The organism is uncultured Oceanisphaera sp. (genome assembly GCF_947495715.1).
GTDB classification, from domain to species: domain Bacteria; phylum Pseudomonadota; class Gammaproteobacteria; order Enterobacterales; family Aeromonadaceae; genus Oceanimonas; species Oceanimonas sediminis.
On the sequence record NZ_CANLZU010000003.1, the window covers coordinates 18739 to 34728 of the forward strand.

Genomic DNA, 15990 nt, shown 5'->3' on the forward strand with positions numbered 1-15990 from the left:
CCTCTAAAAAACTATTACTTGTTACGATGACGTACCACGAACTGGTCGGTACGCTTGTTTTTACGGGTTTTGGCACCCTTGGTCGGCTTGCCCCAAGGAGTAACCGGGTGACGGCCACCAGAGGTACGACCTTCACCACCACCGTGCGGGTGGTCTACCGGGTTCATCGCCACACCGCGAACGGTAGGACGAACACCACGCCAGCGCGTAGCACCGGCTTTACCCAGCTGACGCAGCATGTGCTCGGAGTTACCCACTTCACCCAGGGTTGCGCGACACTCGGCCAGTACTTTACGTACTTCGCCGGAACGCAGACGCAGGGTGACGTAGCTACCATCACGCGCCAGAATCTGGGCGTAGGTACCGGCGGAGCGAGCAATCTGCGCGCCCTTGCCAGGCTTCATCTCGATGGCGTGCACAGTGCTACCCACGGGGATGTTGCGCATCGGCAGGCAGTTACCGGCCTTGATCGGGGCAGCATCGCCAGACAGCAGTTGATCGCCGGCATGAACACCTTTCGGTGCCAGGATGTAGCGACGCTCACCATCTGCGTACAGCACCAGAGCAATGTTGGCGGAGCGGTTAGGATCATATTCCAGACGCTCAACTTTAGCCGGGATACCGTCTTTGTTGCGCTTGAAGTCAACCAGACGATAGTGCTGCTTGTGACCACCACCGATATGGCGAGTGGTAATACGACCAGCATTGTTACGACCACCTGACTTGGACTTTTTCTCCAGCAGGGCGGCGAACGGCTTGCCTGTGTACAGTTCCGGGTTGCTGACCTTGACTACATGACGGCGACCCGGAGAAGTAGGCTTACATTTTACGATTGCCATTTTAACTTACTCCTTTCTTACTCGGCGCCGCCGATGAAGTCGATGTCCTGACCTTCTTTCAGGGTCACGTAGGCTTTTTTCCAATCGGAACGCTGGCCCATGCGGTTACCGGTGCGCTTGGTTTTACCCTTCACCAGCAACGTGCGAACATCTTTGACTTCAACTTCGAACAGCTTCTCGACCGCAGCTTTAACTTCAGCTTTGGTAGCATCCTTGGCAACCTTGAACACGATAGTGTTGGTCTTTTCGGCAACCATGGTGCTTTTTTCAGAGATATGCGGCGCCTTCAGAACTTTCAGAATACGCTCTTCACGGATCATGCCAGCATCTCCTCGATTTGCTTAACTGCGTCGGCAGTTACCAATACCTTGTCGAACGCGATCAAAGAAACCGGGTCGATACCAGCCACGTCACGCACGTCAACCTTGTACAGGTTACGTGAGGCGAGGAACAGGTTCTCGTCCACTTCGGCAGTGACGATCAGAACATCGGTCAGATCCCATTGCTTCAGTTTGGCCAGCAGTTCTTTAGTCTTCGGTGCTTCCACACCAAATTTCTCAACCACGATCAAACGCTCTTGACGTACCAGCTCAGAGAGGATGCTTTTGATGGCACCACGGTACATCTTCTTATTGACCTTCTGGCTGTGATCTTGCGGCTTAGCAGCAAAAGTCACACCACCCCCACGCCAAATCGGGGAGCGGATGGTACCGGCACGGGCCCGGCCAGTGCCCTTTTGACGCCACGGCTTCTTGCCGCCGCCAGACACTTCGGAACGGGTCTTCTGAGCACGAGTACCTTGACGAGCACCGGCGGCATAGGCTACTACAACCTGATGCACCAGCGCTTCGTTGAACTCACGCCCGAAGGTAGTTTCGGAAACTTCAAGAGCGCCTTGCGCGTCTTTCATTACCAATTCCATTACTATCTCCTCAGACGTTACGCTTTAACGGCAGGTTTAACGATGACGTTGCCGTTAGTCGCACCCGGGACTGCACCTTTAATGAGCAGCAGGTTACGAGCAACATCAACGCGGACCACTTCCAGGTTTTGCGTAGTTACACGCTCAGCACCCATGTGACCGGCCATTTTCTTGCCTTTGAACACCTTACCAGGGGATTGGTTTTGACCAATTGAACCCGGAGCGCGGTGTGACAAGGAGTTACCATGGGTCATATCCTGGGTACGGAAGTTCCAACGCTTAACAGCGCCAGCGAAACCCTTACCTTTAGAAGTACCGGTAACGTCTACTTTCTTGACATCGGTGAAAATGTCTACTTTCAGCTCGGAACCGACTTCGATACCTTCGCCTTCGCCTGAACCCAGGCGGAATTCCCACAGACCGCGACCCGCTTCAACGCCAGCTTTAGCGAACAGACCCGCTTCAGGCTTGGTGATACGATTCGCTTTCTTGATGCCAGTGGTCACCTGAACAGCTTGGTAGCCATCCAGTTCCAGAGTTTTAACCTGGGTAACACGGTTGGCATCTACTTCGATAACGGTGACCGGGGTGGACACGCCGTCTTCGGTGAAGACACGGGTCATACCCAGCTTACGACCTACTAGACCGATTGCCATTGATAAAACCTCTCCGTTATTAGCCCAGGCTGATCTGGACGTCGACACCAGCAGCCAGATCCAGACGCATCAGAGCATCAACTGTTTTATCAGTCGGCTCAACGATGTCTACCAGACGCTTGTGAGTACGAATTTCATACTGATCACGTGCATCTTTGTTCACGTGTGGAGATGTCAGTACGGTGTAGCGCTCTTTGCGCGTCGGCAGCGGGATAGGACCGCGAACCTGGGCGCCAGTGCGCTTGGCAGTTTCTACGATCTCCGCGGTAGACTGATCGATCAGACGGTGATCGAACGCCTTCAGGCGGATACGAATTCTTTGGTTCTGCATTACCAGAGCTCCAATTGGATAAAGAACATGAAATCAGCACCGCCTGCTCTTTTAGATAAAAGAGGGGGTGTGATTTAACAACGGTGCCCACCATATCGGGGGCCTGTATCGCCAGGAGCTACCTGACAGGAGCCTTTCAGCTCGCTTGGTAATACACCAAGCGAGCTGAATTATACGGATTTGAGCGACGCATGCAAGCCGGTCGTATTATTTTTTAAGCAGGTTAATCGAGTAACCTGCTGCTGCTGACAAACGACCGGTGCTGGTTTCAGGCAACTGCGCTTTGGCCGAGCAGGCCGGCCTTGCCCTTCAGCACCACTTCCAGCGCCACCTCGTCACAGGCATGCTGACGCGGGCACAGATCGCAGTCTTTCATCACTTTTTCGGGCAGCATCGCCTTGCTGGTGGCGCTGAAGCCCAGCTTCATGAAGAACTCCGGTACCCGGGTCAGCACTATGACCCGGTCAATGGCCATGTCTTCGGCTTTCTTGAGCACTTTTTCAACCAGCGCCCGGCCCTGGCCCTGGTTCTGGAAGCCCGGCTCTACACCAAGGGAGCGAATTTCCGCCAGCCCGGTGTCATACACATACAGGGAGGCACAACCGCTGATCTGCCCCTGGGTCTCGGTGACCGCAAATTCGCCCACCGCCTGGATCAACTCCTTGCGGGTGCGAGGCAGGTTTTCACCGATATTGGCCCAGTAATTCACCATCCGCTCGATGGCATCCAGATCGGTCAGCCGCGCACTGCGTACATGAATACCCGAGGTATCACGCTGCGTGAGCCGGCGCTCGGCGCTGGTAAGGGCAAACTCGACCTGATCCGGCGCCACCCCCCCCAGAGCACAGCGGCTGGCCAGGCTGGACTCCAGCGACAGCTTGCCGTAGACGTCGTCTTCGATCAGCGGACTGAATTCCTTGAAATCTTCCATCGGCAGCTCTTCCATCGGCAGCTTCTTGCTGATGGCGTGTACCACTATGGCACCCACGATATGGTGCGCTTCCCGGAACGGAATGCCCTTGGACACCAGGTAGTCGGCCATTTCGGTGGCGTTGGAATAGCCGCCCTGCGCCGCTTCCCGGGTTTTCTCTTCGTTGAGCTTGATGTCGTGCAACACCATTTCGGCCATTTCCAGGCAGTCGTACCAGGTGTCGAGCGCGTCGAACAGGCCTTCCTTGTCTTCCTGCATGTCCTTGTTGTAGGCCAGCGGCAGCGCCTTCAGGGTCATCATCATGCCCGCATAGGCACCGAATACCCGACCGGTCTTGCCGCGGATCAGCTCCAGCGCATCCGGATTTTTCTTCTGCGGCATCAGGGACGAGCCGGAGGTGACCCGATCGGACAATTCGAGGAAGCCGGATTCGCCGGAGTTGTAGAAAATCAAGTCTTCGGCGAAGCGCGACAGATGCATCATGGAATTGACGGCGCAGTTCATCAGCTCCAGCACATGGTCACGATCGGACACCGAGTCCAGGCTGTTGCGGGTCGGCGACGAAAAGCCCAGTGAATGGGCCAGCTCATGACGGTCGATAGGAAAACCGGTGCCGGCCAGGGCACCGGAGCCCAGCGGGCAGGTATCCATGCGCTTCTGGGCGTCCTGCAGCCGGGTAAAATCCCGCTCCAGCATTTCGACATAAGCCAGGCACCAGTGCGCGAAGGTCACCGGCTGGGCACGCTGCAGGTGGGTATAACCGGGCAGCACGGTCGCCTGCTGTTCGCGGGCCACGCTCACCAGCTTCTTCTGCAGTTCATCCAGCCGGGCCAGCAGCGGCGGCACCTGCTGCTTGCACCACAGCTTGAGATCGGTCGCCACCTGATCGTTACGGCTGCGCCCGGTATGCAGTTTCTTGCCCAGATCGCCGACTGCCGCAATCAGGTGGCCTTCCACCCAGGAGTGAATATCTTCCGCATCGGACTGCAGGATCTGGCTCGGATCTTCCATGACCTTGAGTTTCAGGTCATTGAGTGCCAGCTCGATCTTCTGCTGCTCTTCTGCCGTCAGCACCCCGCCCTTGGCCAGTGCCCGGGACCAGGCAATGGAGCCGACGATATCCTGCTCCGCCAGACGATAATCGAAACGCAAAGAATCGTTGAACTGCTTGAACTTGGCATCTGCCGCCTGACTGAAACGTCCACCCCAAAGTGCCATAACCGCTGTACTCCTTAACGACATTGCTAAAATTAATGCTTAGCCAAACCTGTGAACGGTCTGCCTGATTGTTGCGCGATATTATACTTAAAACACGGCTGTAAGCCGTAAGCTTTAAGCTGTCAGCTAAAGAAAACATCCAAACCAATCGATCCCTTTGAGGCCGCGTTACGGTTTTTGGTCCAATGAATTGGACCCTACAAAAAGACTCGAACCAATCGTAGGGTCGAATTCATTCGACCGATTTTGTAGGGTTTATGTTTTATCTTTAACTTACAGCTTACGGCTTCTAGCTTTTGGCTTAAACAACACAGGGGGCATAAAGCCCCCTGAAATCACGATGTCACCTTGCGGTAACGCTTACTTCTTCAGGCTGTTCAGCGCCTTGATGCGGCTGGCCAGCGAGTACAGGCGGATAAAGCCTTCGGCGTGGCTCTGGTCGTACACTTCGTCTTCGCCGAAAGTGGCGAATTCTTCCGAGTACAGGCTGTTGGGTGAAGACTTCTGAATAGCGGTAACCTGCCCCTTGTACATCTTCAGCACCACTTCACCGGATACGTCCTCGGCAATGGCGCTGGCCGAAGCCAGCAGTGCCTTGCACAGCGGAGTGAACCAGCGACCGTCGTAGACCAGGTGGGAGAATTCGGCACCCACCCGCTCACGCCAGGCGCGAGTCGGCTTGTCCAGCACCAGCTCTTCTACCGCGCGCAGCGCCGCCATCATGACGGTGCCACCGGGAGTTTCGTAGCAGCCGCGAGACTTCATGCCCACCAGACGGTTCTCGACGATGTCGACCCGGCCTACGCCGTGCTTGGCAGCACGCTCGTTCAGGTTGACCAGCACCTGATACGGGCTCATCTGCTTGCCGTCAACGGCCACGATGCGGCCCTGCTCAACGGTCAGAGACAGGGTCTCGGCCTTGTCGGGGGCCTGCTCGGGAGACACGGTCCAGGTCCAGGCATGCTCGGACGGCTCGTTCCAGGTGCTTTCCAGCTCGCCACCTTCGGTGGAAATGTGCCAGGCGTTGGCATCACGAGAATAGATTTTGGTGGCACTGGCGGTGGTCTTGATGTTGCGCTCGGCCAGGTAGTTCAGCAGGTCTTCACGGCTGCGCATATCCCAGATCCGCCAGGGAGCGATAATCGCCAGCTGCGGAGCCAGTGCCGCCACGGCACCTTCAAAGCGTACCTGGTCGTTACCCTTGCCGGTACAACCGTGAGCAATGGCTTCGGCGCCTTCGGCCAGGGCCGCTTCGGCCATGGCCTTGGCGATGACCGGGCGAGCCATGGAGGTACCCAGCAGGTAGGTACCTTCGTAGATGGCGCCGGTGGTCAGGGTCGGATAGACGTAGTCGTTAACGAACTCGTCTTTCAGATCGGCCACGATGCACTTGACCGCACCGGAGGCGAGGGCTTTGGCTTCGATGCCTTCCAGCTCTTCTGCGCCCTGACCTACATCGCCGACGAAGGCGATGATTTCACAACCTTCGTAGTTCTCTTTCAGCCACGGAATGATGGCAGACGTGTCCAGACCGCCAGAGTAGGCCAGCAGAATTTTTTTGAATTGGCTCATTAATGAATATCCCTGTTAATCAATGTCAGCAGCACGGCATTCTGGACGTGCATGCGATTTTCAGCTTGGTCGAGGATAAAGGAGGACGGGCCGTCCATCACCTCGGAAGTTATTTCCCACTCCCTGTGGGCAGGCTGGCAATGCAGAACCTGTTTGGCTCCAGTTTTGTCGAGCAGGTCCTGATTGATCTGATACGGCATGAAGATTTCCCTTACCTGCTCCAACGGCGTTTCGTCGCCCATGGAGACCCAGGTATCCGTATAGATCACATCGACCGGTTCCAGATCATCGAAGCTGTCGGTCACCCGCACCTTGGCGCCGCTCACGGCGGCCAGGGCTTCGGCTTCCTTCAGGATCTGTGCATCCACGTTATGACCACGAGGGCATATCGCGGTGACAGTCGAGCCCAGAATGGCACCGGCCAGCAACAACGAGTTGGTCACGTTGTTACCATCGCCCACATAGGCCAGGTGCACCTTGCTCAGATCCTCATGATGCTCGGCAATGGTCATGAAGTCTGCCAGTGCCTGACACGGATGATACAGGTTACACAGCGAATTGATCACCGGTACCTGTGCATATTTCGTCATTTCCACCAGAGTCTGGTGATCATATACCCGCGCCACTATGGCATCGGACCAGCGCGACAGGTTGCCGGCAAAGTCCTGTACCGTTTCCCGGCTGCCCATGGCGCCGTTCTGGCTGTCCAGATACACCGCATGACCACCGAGCTTGTTGATACCGATGTCGAAGGTTACCCGAGTACGGAGCGAGGGCTTCTCGAACAGGGTCACCACGCTCTTGCCCTTGAGGGCGTCGGCATACTTGGCCGGGTTGGCCTTGAGATCCCTGGCCAGGCGCAGGATCTGCTCTATTTGCTGTTTGCTGTAATCTTTCAGGCTCAGTAAATGCTGCATAACGCCTCCTTAATGGGAAATCCGAGTGCCGTGCTCGGACTCGCCGGCCAGCAGCGACAACAACTGTTCCGGGTAGCGCCAGCTGCCCACGGCCACCGGCTTGCCCAGGGTCTTGGTGGCCTTGAGCGCCGCCTTGACCTTGACCGCCATGCCGTCCTTGATGATGTTCTGTTGCATCAGCTCGATGGCGTCCGCTTCGCTCAGCTCGGCAATCCGCTGGCCCTTGCCGTCGAGAATACCGCTCACGTCCGACAGCATCACCAGATCCGCATCCAGAATTTCGGCGATGGCGGTGGCCGCCTGATCCGCATTCACGTTCATCAGCTGGCCATCGAAGGTAATGCCGATGGAGCTGACCACCGGCAGAAAGCCGCCGTTGAGCAGGGTGCTGACCAGAGTCGCGTCGCCGCCCTCTATCTGACCGACCGCCCCCAACTCGGGATCCAGCTGGCTGACCCGGCACAGGCCGCCGTCGGCCAGGCACAGGCCAACCGAATTGATGCCATGGGCAATGGCCTGAGCCAGCAGCAGCTTGTTGGCGGTGCCGGCCAGGGCGCCGGCAATCACCGGAATCTGGTCGAACGGGGTCACCCGCAGACCGTCTTTCTTGGTCGAGGTCAGGCCCATGGCCTTGAGCTGGTTGTCTACCAGCACACCACCGCCATGCACCAGCAGCAGCGGACGGCCCGAGTCGTCGAAAAAGGCCTTGAGGGTGGTGAACAGGGCCGCCAGGGCCTTGTCGCTTTCCAGCAGGGTGCCACCCAGTTTAATGACCAGCGGCGACTGCGATGATGATTGCGTTGTCATCCTTGATTACTCCTGAACCAGGCCCGCCAGCGGCGAGAATCCCTGATTAATATTGATACACTGAATGGCCTGACTGGCCGCGCCTTTCAACAAATTATCGATTGCCGACACCACGATCAGCTGGTTGCCGTCCCGCGCCCAGTGCAGGTCACAGAAAGGCGTACCCGCCACGTCGTTGATTTGCGGCCACTGACCGGTGAGACGCACGATTTTCTGGCCATCGTAAGCCTGGTGATAGGCGGCGGCAATCTGTTCGTCGCTGACGTCGTCGTTCAGCTGCACATAAATGGTGGCGAGAATACCGCGAATAAAGTTGCCCAGATGCGGCTGAAACACCACCTGGTTGCTCAGATGATGGCTGATTTCCGGCTGATGGCGGTGATTGAGCACGCCATAAGGCTTGAAGCTGACTTCGCAGAAACTGTTGGCCATGCTTGCCTTGCGACCGGCACCGCTGACGCCGGATACGGCACTGATAATGGGCTTGCTGCCGGCGGCAATCAGGCCGGCGGACTGCAGCGGCTTGAGCGCGCTGAGCGAGGCGGTGGGGTAACAACCGGGCACGGCAATCAGCTGGGCCGATTGAATGGCATCCTGATTCCACTCGGCCAGGCCATAGACCGCCTGGCTCAACCAGTCGCCATGCTGGTGCTGAAAACCGTAAAACTGCTCGTAGAAGCCTTCGCCCTGCACCCGGAAGGCACCGGACAAATCGAATACCGGCAACCCCTTGGCCAGAAAACCCGGTGCCAGATCGTGGCTCACTTCATGGGCGGTGGCCAGCAGCACCAGATCCGCTTCGGTATGAATGCGGCTCAGCGCGTCGGCATCCAGCGGCAACAGCGGCTGGTCAATCACCCCGCGCCAGCGCGGGTGCAGGCTCGCGAACGGCTTATGCGCATCCTGACTGCCATCAGACACATAGAGGCCGGCCAGAGAAAGATTCGGGTGGCTCTGGATTAAACCGGCCAGTTCGGCCCCGGTGTAACCACTGGCACCAATAATTGCAGCTTTTAACATGGGCGTATCCGTCAGTTTGAATTCGGCTTGGTTGAGATGCAGGCGTCAGCCTAGCGTGTTTTCAGGGCTTGTGTCACCCTAGAGAAATGGCTCAGGCGAGCTGTCGTCGTCGCGGTGACAAGGGGAGGAAAGACATGGCCATCTGTTACGCTAGTTACCCGGATAAGAACGAAATCGCAGCCTAGCAATAAAAACATACTTATGCAATTGTGGTGAATTTAAATTAGATATTTTTTCAGACGGAGATCCTATGACATCGCTCAACTTGCTGGACATGTACCGCAGCATCATCGCCCTCCCCTCCATCAGCAGCACAGAGAGCAGCTGGGATCAGAGTAACGAGCAGGTCATTCGCCTGCTGGCAGACTGGTTCAGCCAGCTTGGCTTTGCCGTCGAGGTCACCGAGCTGCCCGACCTGCCCGGCAAGTTCAACCTGCTGGCCACCAGGGGCGAAGGCGACGGCGGCCTGCTGCTGGCCGGCCATACCGATACCGTGCCCTTCGATCCGGGCCGCTGGACCAAGGACCCGTTCAAGCTGACCGAAGAAGGCAACCGGCTTTACGGCCTGGGTACCATCGACATGAAAGGCTTCTTCGCCTTTATCGTGGAAGCGCTGAAAGACCTGGATCTGAGCAAGCTCACCAAACCGATTCGCATTCTGGCCACCGCCGACGAAGAAACCACCATGGCCGGTGCCCGTGCCATTGCCAGCGCCATGGCCATCAAGCCCGATTACGCGGTGATCGGCGAGCCCACCGGCCTGGTACCGGTGATGATGCACAAGGGCCACATGTCGGAAGCCATTCGCATCACCGGCAAAAGCGGCCACAGCTCGGACCCGGCCAACGGCGTCAACGCGCTGGAGATCATGCATCAGGTCATGGGCCGGCTGCTGGACCTGCAGCGCCAGCTGAAGGAAAACTACGGCAACCATCACTTCAAGGTACCCCAGCCGACCCTCAACCTGGGTCATATCAATGGCGGCGACAGCCCCAACCGCATCTGCGCCTGTTGCGAGCTGCACTTCGACATGCGCCCCATTCCCGGTGTGGGCCCCGACGAACTGCTGGGCCTGCTGCACCACGCGCTGGAGCCGATCAAGGAGCAGTATCCCAAGGCGCTGGAACTGACCCATCTGCACGAGCCGATTCCGCCCTATGGTACCGATCCGGACGGCGAGCTGGTCCGGGCGGCAGAAAGCATCTCCGGCAACAAGGCCGAAGCGGTCAACTACTGCACCGAAGCGCCCTTTATCAACCAGCTGGGCTGCCAGACCATAGTGCTGGGCCCGGGCCACATCGCCCAGGCGCACCAGCCCGACGAATATCTGGACCTGTCGTTTGTCAAACCGACCGTCGACGTGCTGCAACAGCTGGTCAGCCGTTTCTGCCTGACAAAGTAATGATCTGCTTCGCTCGGAAAAGAGGCAACAAGATTGCCTCTTCTTTTATACCGAGTTGCCTGCTGGCAGTAATAACAGGCAATGCCGGAGCATCAAGGAGGACAAAGGGATCTGCTACGCCGACCTTCTGTTTCAGGGATGAAACAGAGAGCCTACAAGGAGGTATTCATGGCGTGTCGGCGGAGCGGGCCCTTTGTCCTCCAGTCCCAACGTCATTCCTCCCCTCACCTGACATTTAGCGAAACAGATCCCAAAAATGCCGGTCCGTCTTCGGCGAGATTGACCGGTATAAGGAAAGGTGGCTAGATAACGCTCAGCGGAAACAACAAGCTATAACAACTATACAGATGAGGCAGATATGGATAATCATGCGGCACTCAGGGCCAACGTCGGCCTGCTGGGACAACTGTTGGGCGATACCATCAAGGATCACCACGGCCAGGCCTTTCTCGACAAAATCGAAACCATTCGCCAGCTGGCCAAGTCGGCGCGCCAGGGTAACGACGAGGATCAGCAGCAGTTGCTGGATACCCTCAAGAACCTGAGCGACCACGAGCTGTTACCGGTGGCCCGCGCCTTCAGCCAGTTTCTCAACCTGGCCAACGTCGCCGAACAGTTTCACACCATCTCCCGGGAATATCAGCATAACGCCGGTCCCAGCCCGCTCAGTCAGGTATTCGAACGACTGAAAACGGCCGAGGTGAACGAGGCCAGCATCAGGGAAGCCGTTGCCAGCCTGGATATCGAACTGGTGCTGACTGCCCACCCCACCGAAGTGACCCGTCGAACCTTTATTCACAAGCACGTGCAGCTCAACGACTGCCTGGCGGCGCTGGAGCTGGATCTGCCCGAGCAGGAAAAAACCGAGCTACTGGCCCGGGTCGAGCAACTGATCACCCAGGCCTGGCACAGCAACGAAATCCGCGCCCAGCGGCCGACCCCGGTCGACGAAGCCAAATGGGGCTTTGCGGTGATCGAAAACAGCCTCTGGCCCGCCCTGCCCAAATTCATGCGCCAGCTCGACGACCAGTTGCATGAGCAGCTGGGCGCGCGACTGCCGCTGGATGCCTCTCCGGTGCGCTTCGCCTCCTGGATGGGCGGCGATCGGGACGGCAACCCCTTCGTCACCGCCAAGGTGACCCGCGAGGTGTTACTGCTCGGCCGCTGGATGGCCAGCTCGCTGTTTCTCAACGACATTCAGGAACTGGTATCCGAGCTGTCGATGTCTCAGGCCAACGATGAACTCTATCGTGCCGCCGATCAGAGCGACGAGCCCTACCGGGCCATACTGCGTACCCTGCGTGAAGATCTGCGCGAAACCCTGATGCACCTCAACGCCCGGGTACAGGGCCAGAGCACCGACGCCCGGGATCTGATCACCACCACAGAGCAACTGCGCCAGCCGCTGGAGCTGTGCTATCGCTCGCTGCAGGAATGCGGCCTCGGCAAAATCGCCGACGGCCTGTTGCTGGACGTGATCCGCAAGGTCGCCTGCTTCGGCATTCACCTGCTCAAGCTGGATGTGCGCCAGGACGGCGAACGCCACACCCAGGCCCTGGCCGAAATCACCCGTTACCTCGGCCTCGGCGATTACGCCGACTGGAGCGAGGCCGACAAGCAGGCGTTTCTGCTCAACGAACTCAACTCCCGTCGCCCCCTATTGCCGCGACAAGGGCTGCCGGGCCAATGGCAGCCCAGTGCCGACACCAAGGAAGTACTGGATACCTGCAAGGTCATCGCCGACCACCCGCAGGACGCCTTCGGCATTTACATCATCTCCATGGCCGGCGCGCCGTCCGATGTGCTGGCGGTACAACTGCTGCTGAAGGAATGCGGCGTCGACTTTCCGCTGCCGGTGGCACCGCTGTTTGAAACCCTGGACGATCTCAACAACGGCGCCGAAGTGATCGAGCAGCTGTATCATCTGCCCTGGTATCGCGGCTATCTGCAGGGTCGCCAGTTCGTGATGATTGGCTATTCCGACTCGGCCAAGGACGCGGGCATGATGGCCGCAGGCTGGGCCCAGTACAGCGCCATGGAAAAACTGGTCGGTATCAGCGCGCAGGAACAGATCAAGCTGACCCTGTTCCATGGCCGGGGCGGCAGCCTGGGTCGTGGCGGCGGCCCGGCCCGTCAGGCCATTCTGGCGCAGCCCCCGGGCTCGACCCTTGGCGGCCTGCGCGTTACCGAGCAGGGCGAAATGATTCGCTTCAAGTTCGGTCTGCCCAAGGTGGCCATCGACAGCCTGGCGCTCTATGCCAGCGCCGTGCTGGAGGCCAACCTGCTGCCGCCGCCCGAGCCCGAGCCCCGGTGGCGCGAGCTGATGGACACCATGGCCGAGGTCTCCTGTGCCCACTATCGGCGACTCATCCGTGACGAGCCGGATTTCGTGCCTTACTTCCGTGCCGCCACCCCCGAGCAGGAGCTGGGCAAGCTGCCGCTGGGCTCGCGCCCGGCCAAACGCAAACCCAATGGCGGGGTAGAAAGCCTGCGCGCCATTCCCTGGATTTTTGCCTGGACCCAGAACCGGCTGATGCTGCCCGCCTGGCTGGGCGCTCACAAGGGGCTGGAACAGGTGATTGCCAACGGCCAGGAAGACACCCTGATAGCGATGAACAAGCGCTGGCCCTTCTTCCGTGCGCGGCTGGACATGCTGGAAATGGTGTTTCTCAAAACCGATCCCAATCTGGCCGCCTACTACGACAGCGTACTGGTACCGGAAGCACTCAAACCGTTGGGCCGGCAACTGCGCGACGAGCTGAAAGCCAGCATGGCGCTGATCCTGCAACTCAAGGAAGAAGCCGAGCTGCTGTCGGACCAACCCTGGATCAAGGAGTCCATCACCTTGCGCAACCCCTACACGGATCCGCTCAACGTGTTGCAGGCCGAGTTGCTCAAACGCTCGCGCCAGCAGGGAGAAATTCATCCGGTGCTGGATCAGGCTCTGATGGTCACCATCGCCGGCATCGCCGCCGGCATGCGAAATACGGGATAAATCAGCTGTAAGAAGAGACATTCTGCACAGTCGAGTAAAGGGGTCACAACGCCGACACGCCACAAGCACCTCCATGTGGGCTCGAACATGCCATCCCTGGCATGTCACAGTCGGCTCTGTGATCCCCTTTACTTTCCTTCAGTTGCCCAGGCTGGGATGAATATCCCCAGCCCTCAATCCCCAATCCCCAATCCCCAATCCCATTTTCTTCCGGCTTATAGCTTACAGCTGTATTTATCTGCATAATTTTTCCTTCACTTATTCACCGGATTTCACCATGACCCCTGCCATCCTGTTTCTGGAAAAACAAAAAGCCACCTTTACCCAACATCAATATGAATGCACGACCCTGGATGACTTTGGCGCCCATGCGGCCGAACAATTACAGGTGCCGCCGGAGCAGGTGTTCAAGACGCTGCTCACCGAAGGCGAACAGGGGCCGGTCGTGGCGCTGGTGCCCTCTTCCGGCAAGGTCAATCTCAAACGCCTGGCCAAGGCCGCCGGGGTGAAAAAGCTCGACATGATGCCGCCCGCCAAGGCGGAACGACTGACCGGCTACAAGGTGGGTGGCATCAGCCCCTTCGCCCAGAAGAAACGGTTGCCAACAGTTCTGGACGCCTCGGCCAATAACTACCCTCAAATACTGGTGTCCGGCGGCAAGCGCGGGCTGTCGGTGGGCGTTGCCGCCGAGGTGGTGCAAAACCTGCTCGGCGCCGTGGTGGCCGACATCGCCGAGTGAGGCGTGAGGCGTGAGGCGTGAGGCGTGAGGCGTGAGGCGTGAGGCGTGAAGAATGATCGCCTTCCGTAGGAAGTCAGACATTTTTTCTGCTAGTTCTTGCGGCTAGTTGCCGAAAAACGCTACCATTCGCATCCGATAATACAAACGATTCTCAAACGCATAGTCATAAGGATATCCGGATGCCTTACCCCAAACTCGTGCTCGCCGCCACCATCGGTGCCCTGCTGAGCGGTTGCGCCCAGACCAGTACCCCCGCGGTCAGCCAGAAACAAGTGGTCGAACACTATACCGACATCGCCCATGCGGTTTACGCCGACTCCCTGACGGCCGCCGAGAAGCTGGATGTGGCCATTCAGCAACTGCTGGCCAGCCCAGGCGAGCAAACCCTGGCTCAGGCGCGTACCGCCTGGAAAGCCGCCCGGGTGCCTTATCAGCAGTCCGAGGTGTTTCGTTTCGGCAACCCGGTGGTCGACGAGTGGGAAGGCCAGCTCAACGCCTGGCCGCTGGATGAAGGGCTGATCGACTATGTGGCCGCCGGCTATCAGCACGAGCTGGGCAACGACGGCGCCGCCGCCAATATCGTTGCCAACACGGCACTGCAGGTTGGTGGTGAGCAGCTGGATGTCGGCAACATCACCCCCGAGCTGCTGGCCGGCCTCAACGAACTGGCCGGCTCCGAAGCCAACGTGGCCTCCGGTTATCACGCCATCGAGTTTCTGCTCTGGGGCCAGGATCTGCACGGCACGAACGCCGGTGCCGGCGAGCGCCCCTACACCGACTATGCGTTGGGCGAAGACTGCACCAACGGCAACTGCGACCGCCGCCGGGATTACCTGCAGGCCGCCAGTCAGCTGCTGGTCAGTGATCTCGGCTGGATGAGCAGCCAGTGGCAAGCCGGCCAGAACGGCAACTATCGCGCCGAACTGACCGCCCTGCCCGCCGAAGAAGGCCTGCGCCGCATGCTGTTCGGCATGGGCTCCCTGTCACTGGGCGAGCTGGCCGGTGAACGGATGAAGGTGGCACTGGTGGCCAACTCGGTGGAAGACGAGCACGACTGCTTCTCCGACAACACCCACCACTCTCATTATTACAACGAAAAAGGCATCGTTAATCTGATGTTCGGCGAGTACCAGCGCATCGACGGCAGCATACTGCAGGGCCCTTCGCTGCTGCAGCTGGTGGCACAGCAAGACAGCGATGCCGCCAAACAGATTGGCGTTCAGATGCGCGAGAGCGAACAGGGGGTATACCAGCTGGTCGCATCTGCCGAACTCAATAATGTGCATTTTGATCAGCTGATTGCCGCCGACAACCCGGCCGGTAACCAGCTGGTGCTGGATGCCATCGACGGCCTGGTCGAGCAGACCCGCGCTATCGAGCTGGCCGCCAACACCATCGGCATCAGCAACCTGAATCCGGACACCGCCGATCACGAGTTCTGAGTTCACACACGAACGTCAATAACCCGTATCAATAACAATACAGCGGAAGGGCGGAGTCTCGGCACCGACACCTTCCCGCCACGGCACACCTTGAGCATCAGACTGCAAACAGATCTTCAGGCAACGAATAACAGACGGCACCAGTGCCAGTAAAAGGCCAAAGGGATCTGCTCCGCCGACCTTCCGTTTCAGGGATGAA

Annotated in this window: 14 protein-coding genes; 4 read left to right on the plus strand and 10 right to left on the minus strand. The window is 58.5% G+C overall.

All coding sequences use genetic code 11. From position 1 onward, the window contains the following. Nucleotides 1–14: 14 nt before the first annotated feature. The 10 genes from rplB to argC form a co-directional block, all read right to left on the minus strand. A complete protein-coding gene (gene rplB / locus Q0753_RS02515) occupies nucleotides 15–839 on the minus strand; it encodes a 50S ribosomal protein L2 (RefSeq protein WP_298716737.1) in 825 nt (274 codons plus the stop codon). 17 nt (nucleotides 840–856) lie between these two features. Beyond that, nucleotides 857–1156 (minus strand): 50S ribosomal protein L23, encoded by a 300-nt coding sequence (rplW, locus tag Q0753_RS02520; protein ID WP_342713639.1) that lies wholly within the window; start codon nucleotides 1154–1156, stop codon nucleotides 857–859. Next, nucleotides 1156–1761, minus strand: a complete 606-nt coding sequence (gene rplD / locus Q0753_RS02525) for a 50S ribosomal protein L4 (RefSeq protein WP_298716753.1) — start codon at nucleotides 1759–1761, stop codon at nucleotides 1156–1158. The genes rplW and rplD overlap by 1 nt, the downstream gene beginning before the upstream one ends. Before the next feature lie 17 nt (nucleotides 1762–1778). Next, nucleotides 1779–2417 carry a 50S ribosomal protein L3 gene (gene rplC / locus Q0753_RS02530; RefSeq protein WP_298716756.1) on the minus strand — a complete coding sequence of 213 codons (639 nt, stop codon included), beginning with the start codon at nucleotides 2415–2417 and terminating at the stop codon, nucleotides 1779–1781. Between the two features lie 19 nt (nucleotides 2418–2436). Continuing rightward, on the minus strand, nucleotides 2437–2748 hold the full coding sequence (rpsJ, locus tag Q0753_RS02535; protein WP_104487277.1) for a 30S ribosomal protein S10: 312 nt from the start codon (nucleotides 2746–2748) through the stop codon (nucleotides 2437–2439). Nucleotides 2749–3016: 268 nt separating this feature from the next. After that, nucleotides 3017–4897, minus strand: coding sequence for an argininosuccinate lyase (gene argH / locus Q0753_RS02540; RefSeq protein WP_298716764.1), 1881 nt, complete (start codon nucleotides 4895–4897; stop codon nucleotides 3017–3019). Nucleotides 4898–5257: 360 nt separating this feature from the next. Further along, entirely contained in the window at nucleotides 5258–6469 is a 1212-nt protein-coding gene (locus Q0753_RS02545; protein WP_298716767.1) for an argininosuccinate synthase, read from the minus strand. Then, a complete protein-coding gene (locus Q0753_RS02550) occupies nucleotides 6469–7386 on the minus strand; it encodes an ornithine carbamoyltransferase (protein WP_298716770.1) in 918 nt (305 codons plus the stop codon). Before Q0753_RS02550 ends, Q0753_RS02545 begins: the two co-directional genes overlap by 1 nt. 9 nt (nucleotides 7387–7395) lie before the next feature. After that, entirely contained in the window at nucleotides 7396–8193 is a 798-nt protein-coding gene (gene argB, locus Q0753_RS02555) for an acetylglutamate kinase (RefSeq protein ID WP_298716773.1), read from the minus strand. 6 nt (nucleotides 8194–8199) lie between these two features. After that, entirely contained in the window at nucleotides 8200–9213 is a 1014-nt protein-coding gene (gene argC, locus Q0753_RS02560) for an N-acetyl-gamma-glutamyl-phosphate reductase (protein ID WP_298716776.1), read from the minus strand. Nucleotides 9214–9463: 250 nt separating this feature from the next. Here argC and argE point away from each other — a divergent pair, with 250 nt between their 5' ends. From argE to Q0753_RS02580, 4 genes are all read left to right on the plus strand, one after another. Then, nucleotides 9464–10615, plus strand: a complete 1152-nt coding sequence (gene argE, locus Q0753_RS02565; RefSeq protein ID WP_298716779.1) for an acetylornithine deacetylase — start codon at nucleotides 9464–9466, stop codon at nucleotides 10613–10615. 358 nt (nucleotides 10616–10973) lie between these two features. After that, the gene (gene ppc / locus Q0753_RS02570; protein ID WP_298716782.1) at nucleotides 10974–13610 is read left to right on the plus strand and encodes a phosphoenolpyruvate carboxylase; all 2637 of its coding nucleotides are present in this window, start codon (nucleotides 10974–10976) and stop codon (nucleotides 13608–13610) included. A 277-nt stretch (nucleotides 13611–13887) separates the two neighbouring features. After that, nucleotides 13888–14349 carry a Cys-tRNA(Pro) deacylase gene (gene ybaK, locus Q0753_RS02575; protein ID WP_298716787.1) on the plus strand — a complete coding sequence of 154 codons (462 nt, stop codon included), beginning with the start codon at nucleotides 13888–13890 and terminating at the stop codon, nucleotides 14347–14349. A 179-nt stretch (nucleotides 14350–14528) separates the two neighbouring features. After that, nucleotides 14529–15791 carry an imelysin family protein gene (locus tag Q0753_RS02580; protein ID WP_298716789.1) on the plus strand — a complete coding sequence of 421 codons (1263 nt, stop codon included), beginning with the start codon at nucleotides 14529–14531 and terminating at the stop codon, nucleotides 15789–15791. Nucleotides 15792–15990: the final 199 nt, after the last annotated feature.

Coding starts and splice junctions, on each gene's coding strand:
- rplB (WP_298716737.1), bottom strand. CDS start 839: ATGGCAATCGTAAAATGTAAGCCTACTTCTCCGGGTCGCCGTCATGTA.
- rplD (WP_298716753.1), bottom strand. CDS start 1,761: ATGGAATTGGTAATGAAAGACGCGCAAGGCGCTCTTGAAGTTTCCGAA.
- rplC (WP_298716756.1), bottom strand. CDS start 2,417: ATGGCAATCGGTCTAGTAGGTCGTAAGCTGGGTATGACCCGTGTCTTC.
- rpsJ (WP_104487277.1), bottom strand. CDS start 2,748: ATGCAGAACCAAAGAATTCGTATCCGCCTGAAGGCGTTCGATCACCGT.
- argH (WP_298716764.1), bottom strand. CDS start 4,897: ATGGCACTTTGGGGTGGACGTTTCAGTCAGGCGGCAGATGCCAAGTTC.
- Q0753_RS02545 (WP_298716767.1), bottom strand. CDS start 6,469: ATGAGCCAATTCAAAAAAATTCTGCTGGCCTACTCTGGCGGTCTGGAC.
- Q0753_RS02550 (WP_298716770.1), bottom strand. CDS start 7,386: ATGCAGCATTTACTGAGCCTGAAAGATTACAGCAAACAGCAAATAGAG.
- argB (WP_298716773.1), bottom strand. CDS start 8,193: ATGACAACGCAATCATCATCGCAGTCGCCGCTGGTCATTAAACTGGGT.
- argC (WP_298716776.1), bottom strand. CDS start 9,213: ATGTTAAAAGCTGCAATTATTGGTGCCAGTGGTTACACCGGGGCCGAA.
- argE (WP_298716779.1), top strand. CDS start 9,464: ATGACATCGCTCAACTTGCTGGACATGTACCGCAGCATCATCGCCCTC.
- ppc (WP_298716782.1), top strand. CDS start 10,974: ATGGATAATCATGCGGCACTCAGGGCCAACGTCGGCCTGCTGGGACAA.
- ybaK (WP_298716787.1), top strand. CDS start 13,888: ATGACCCCTGCCATCCTGTTTCTGGAAAAACAAAAAGCCACCTTTACC.
- Q0753_RS02580 (WP_298716789.1), top strand. CDS start 14,529: ATGCCTTACCCCAAACTCGTGCTCGCCGCCACCATCGGTGCCCTGCTG.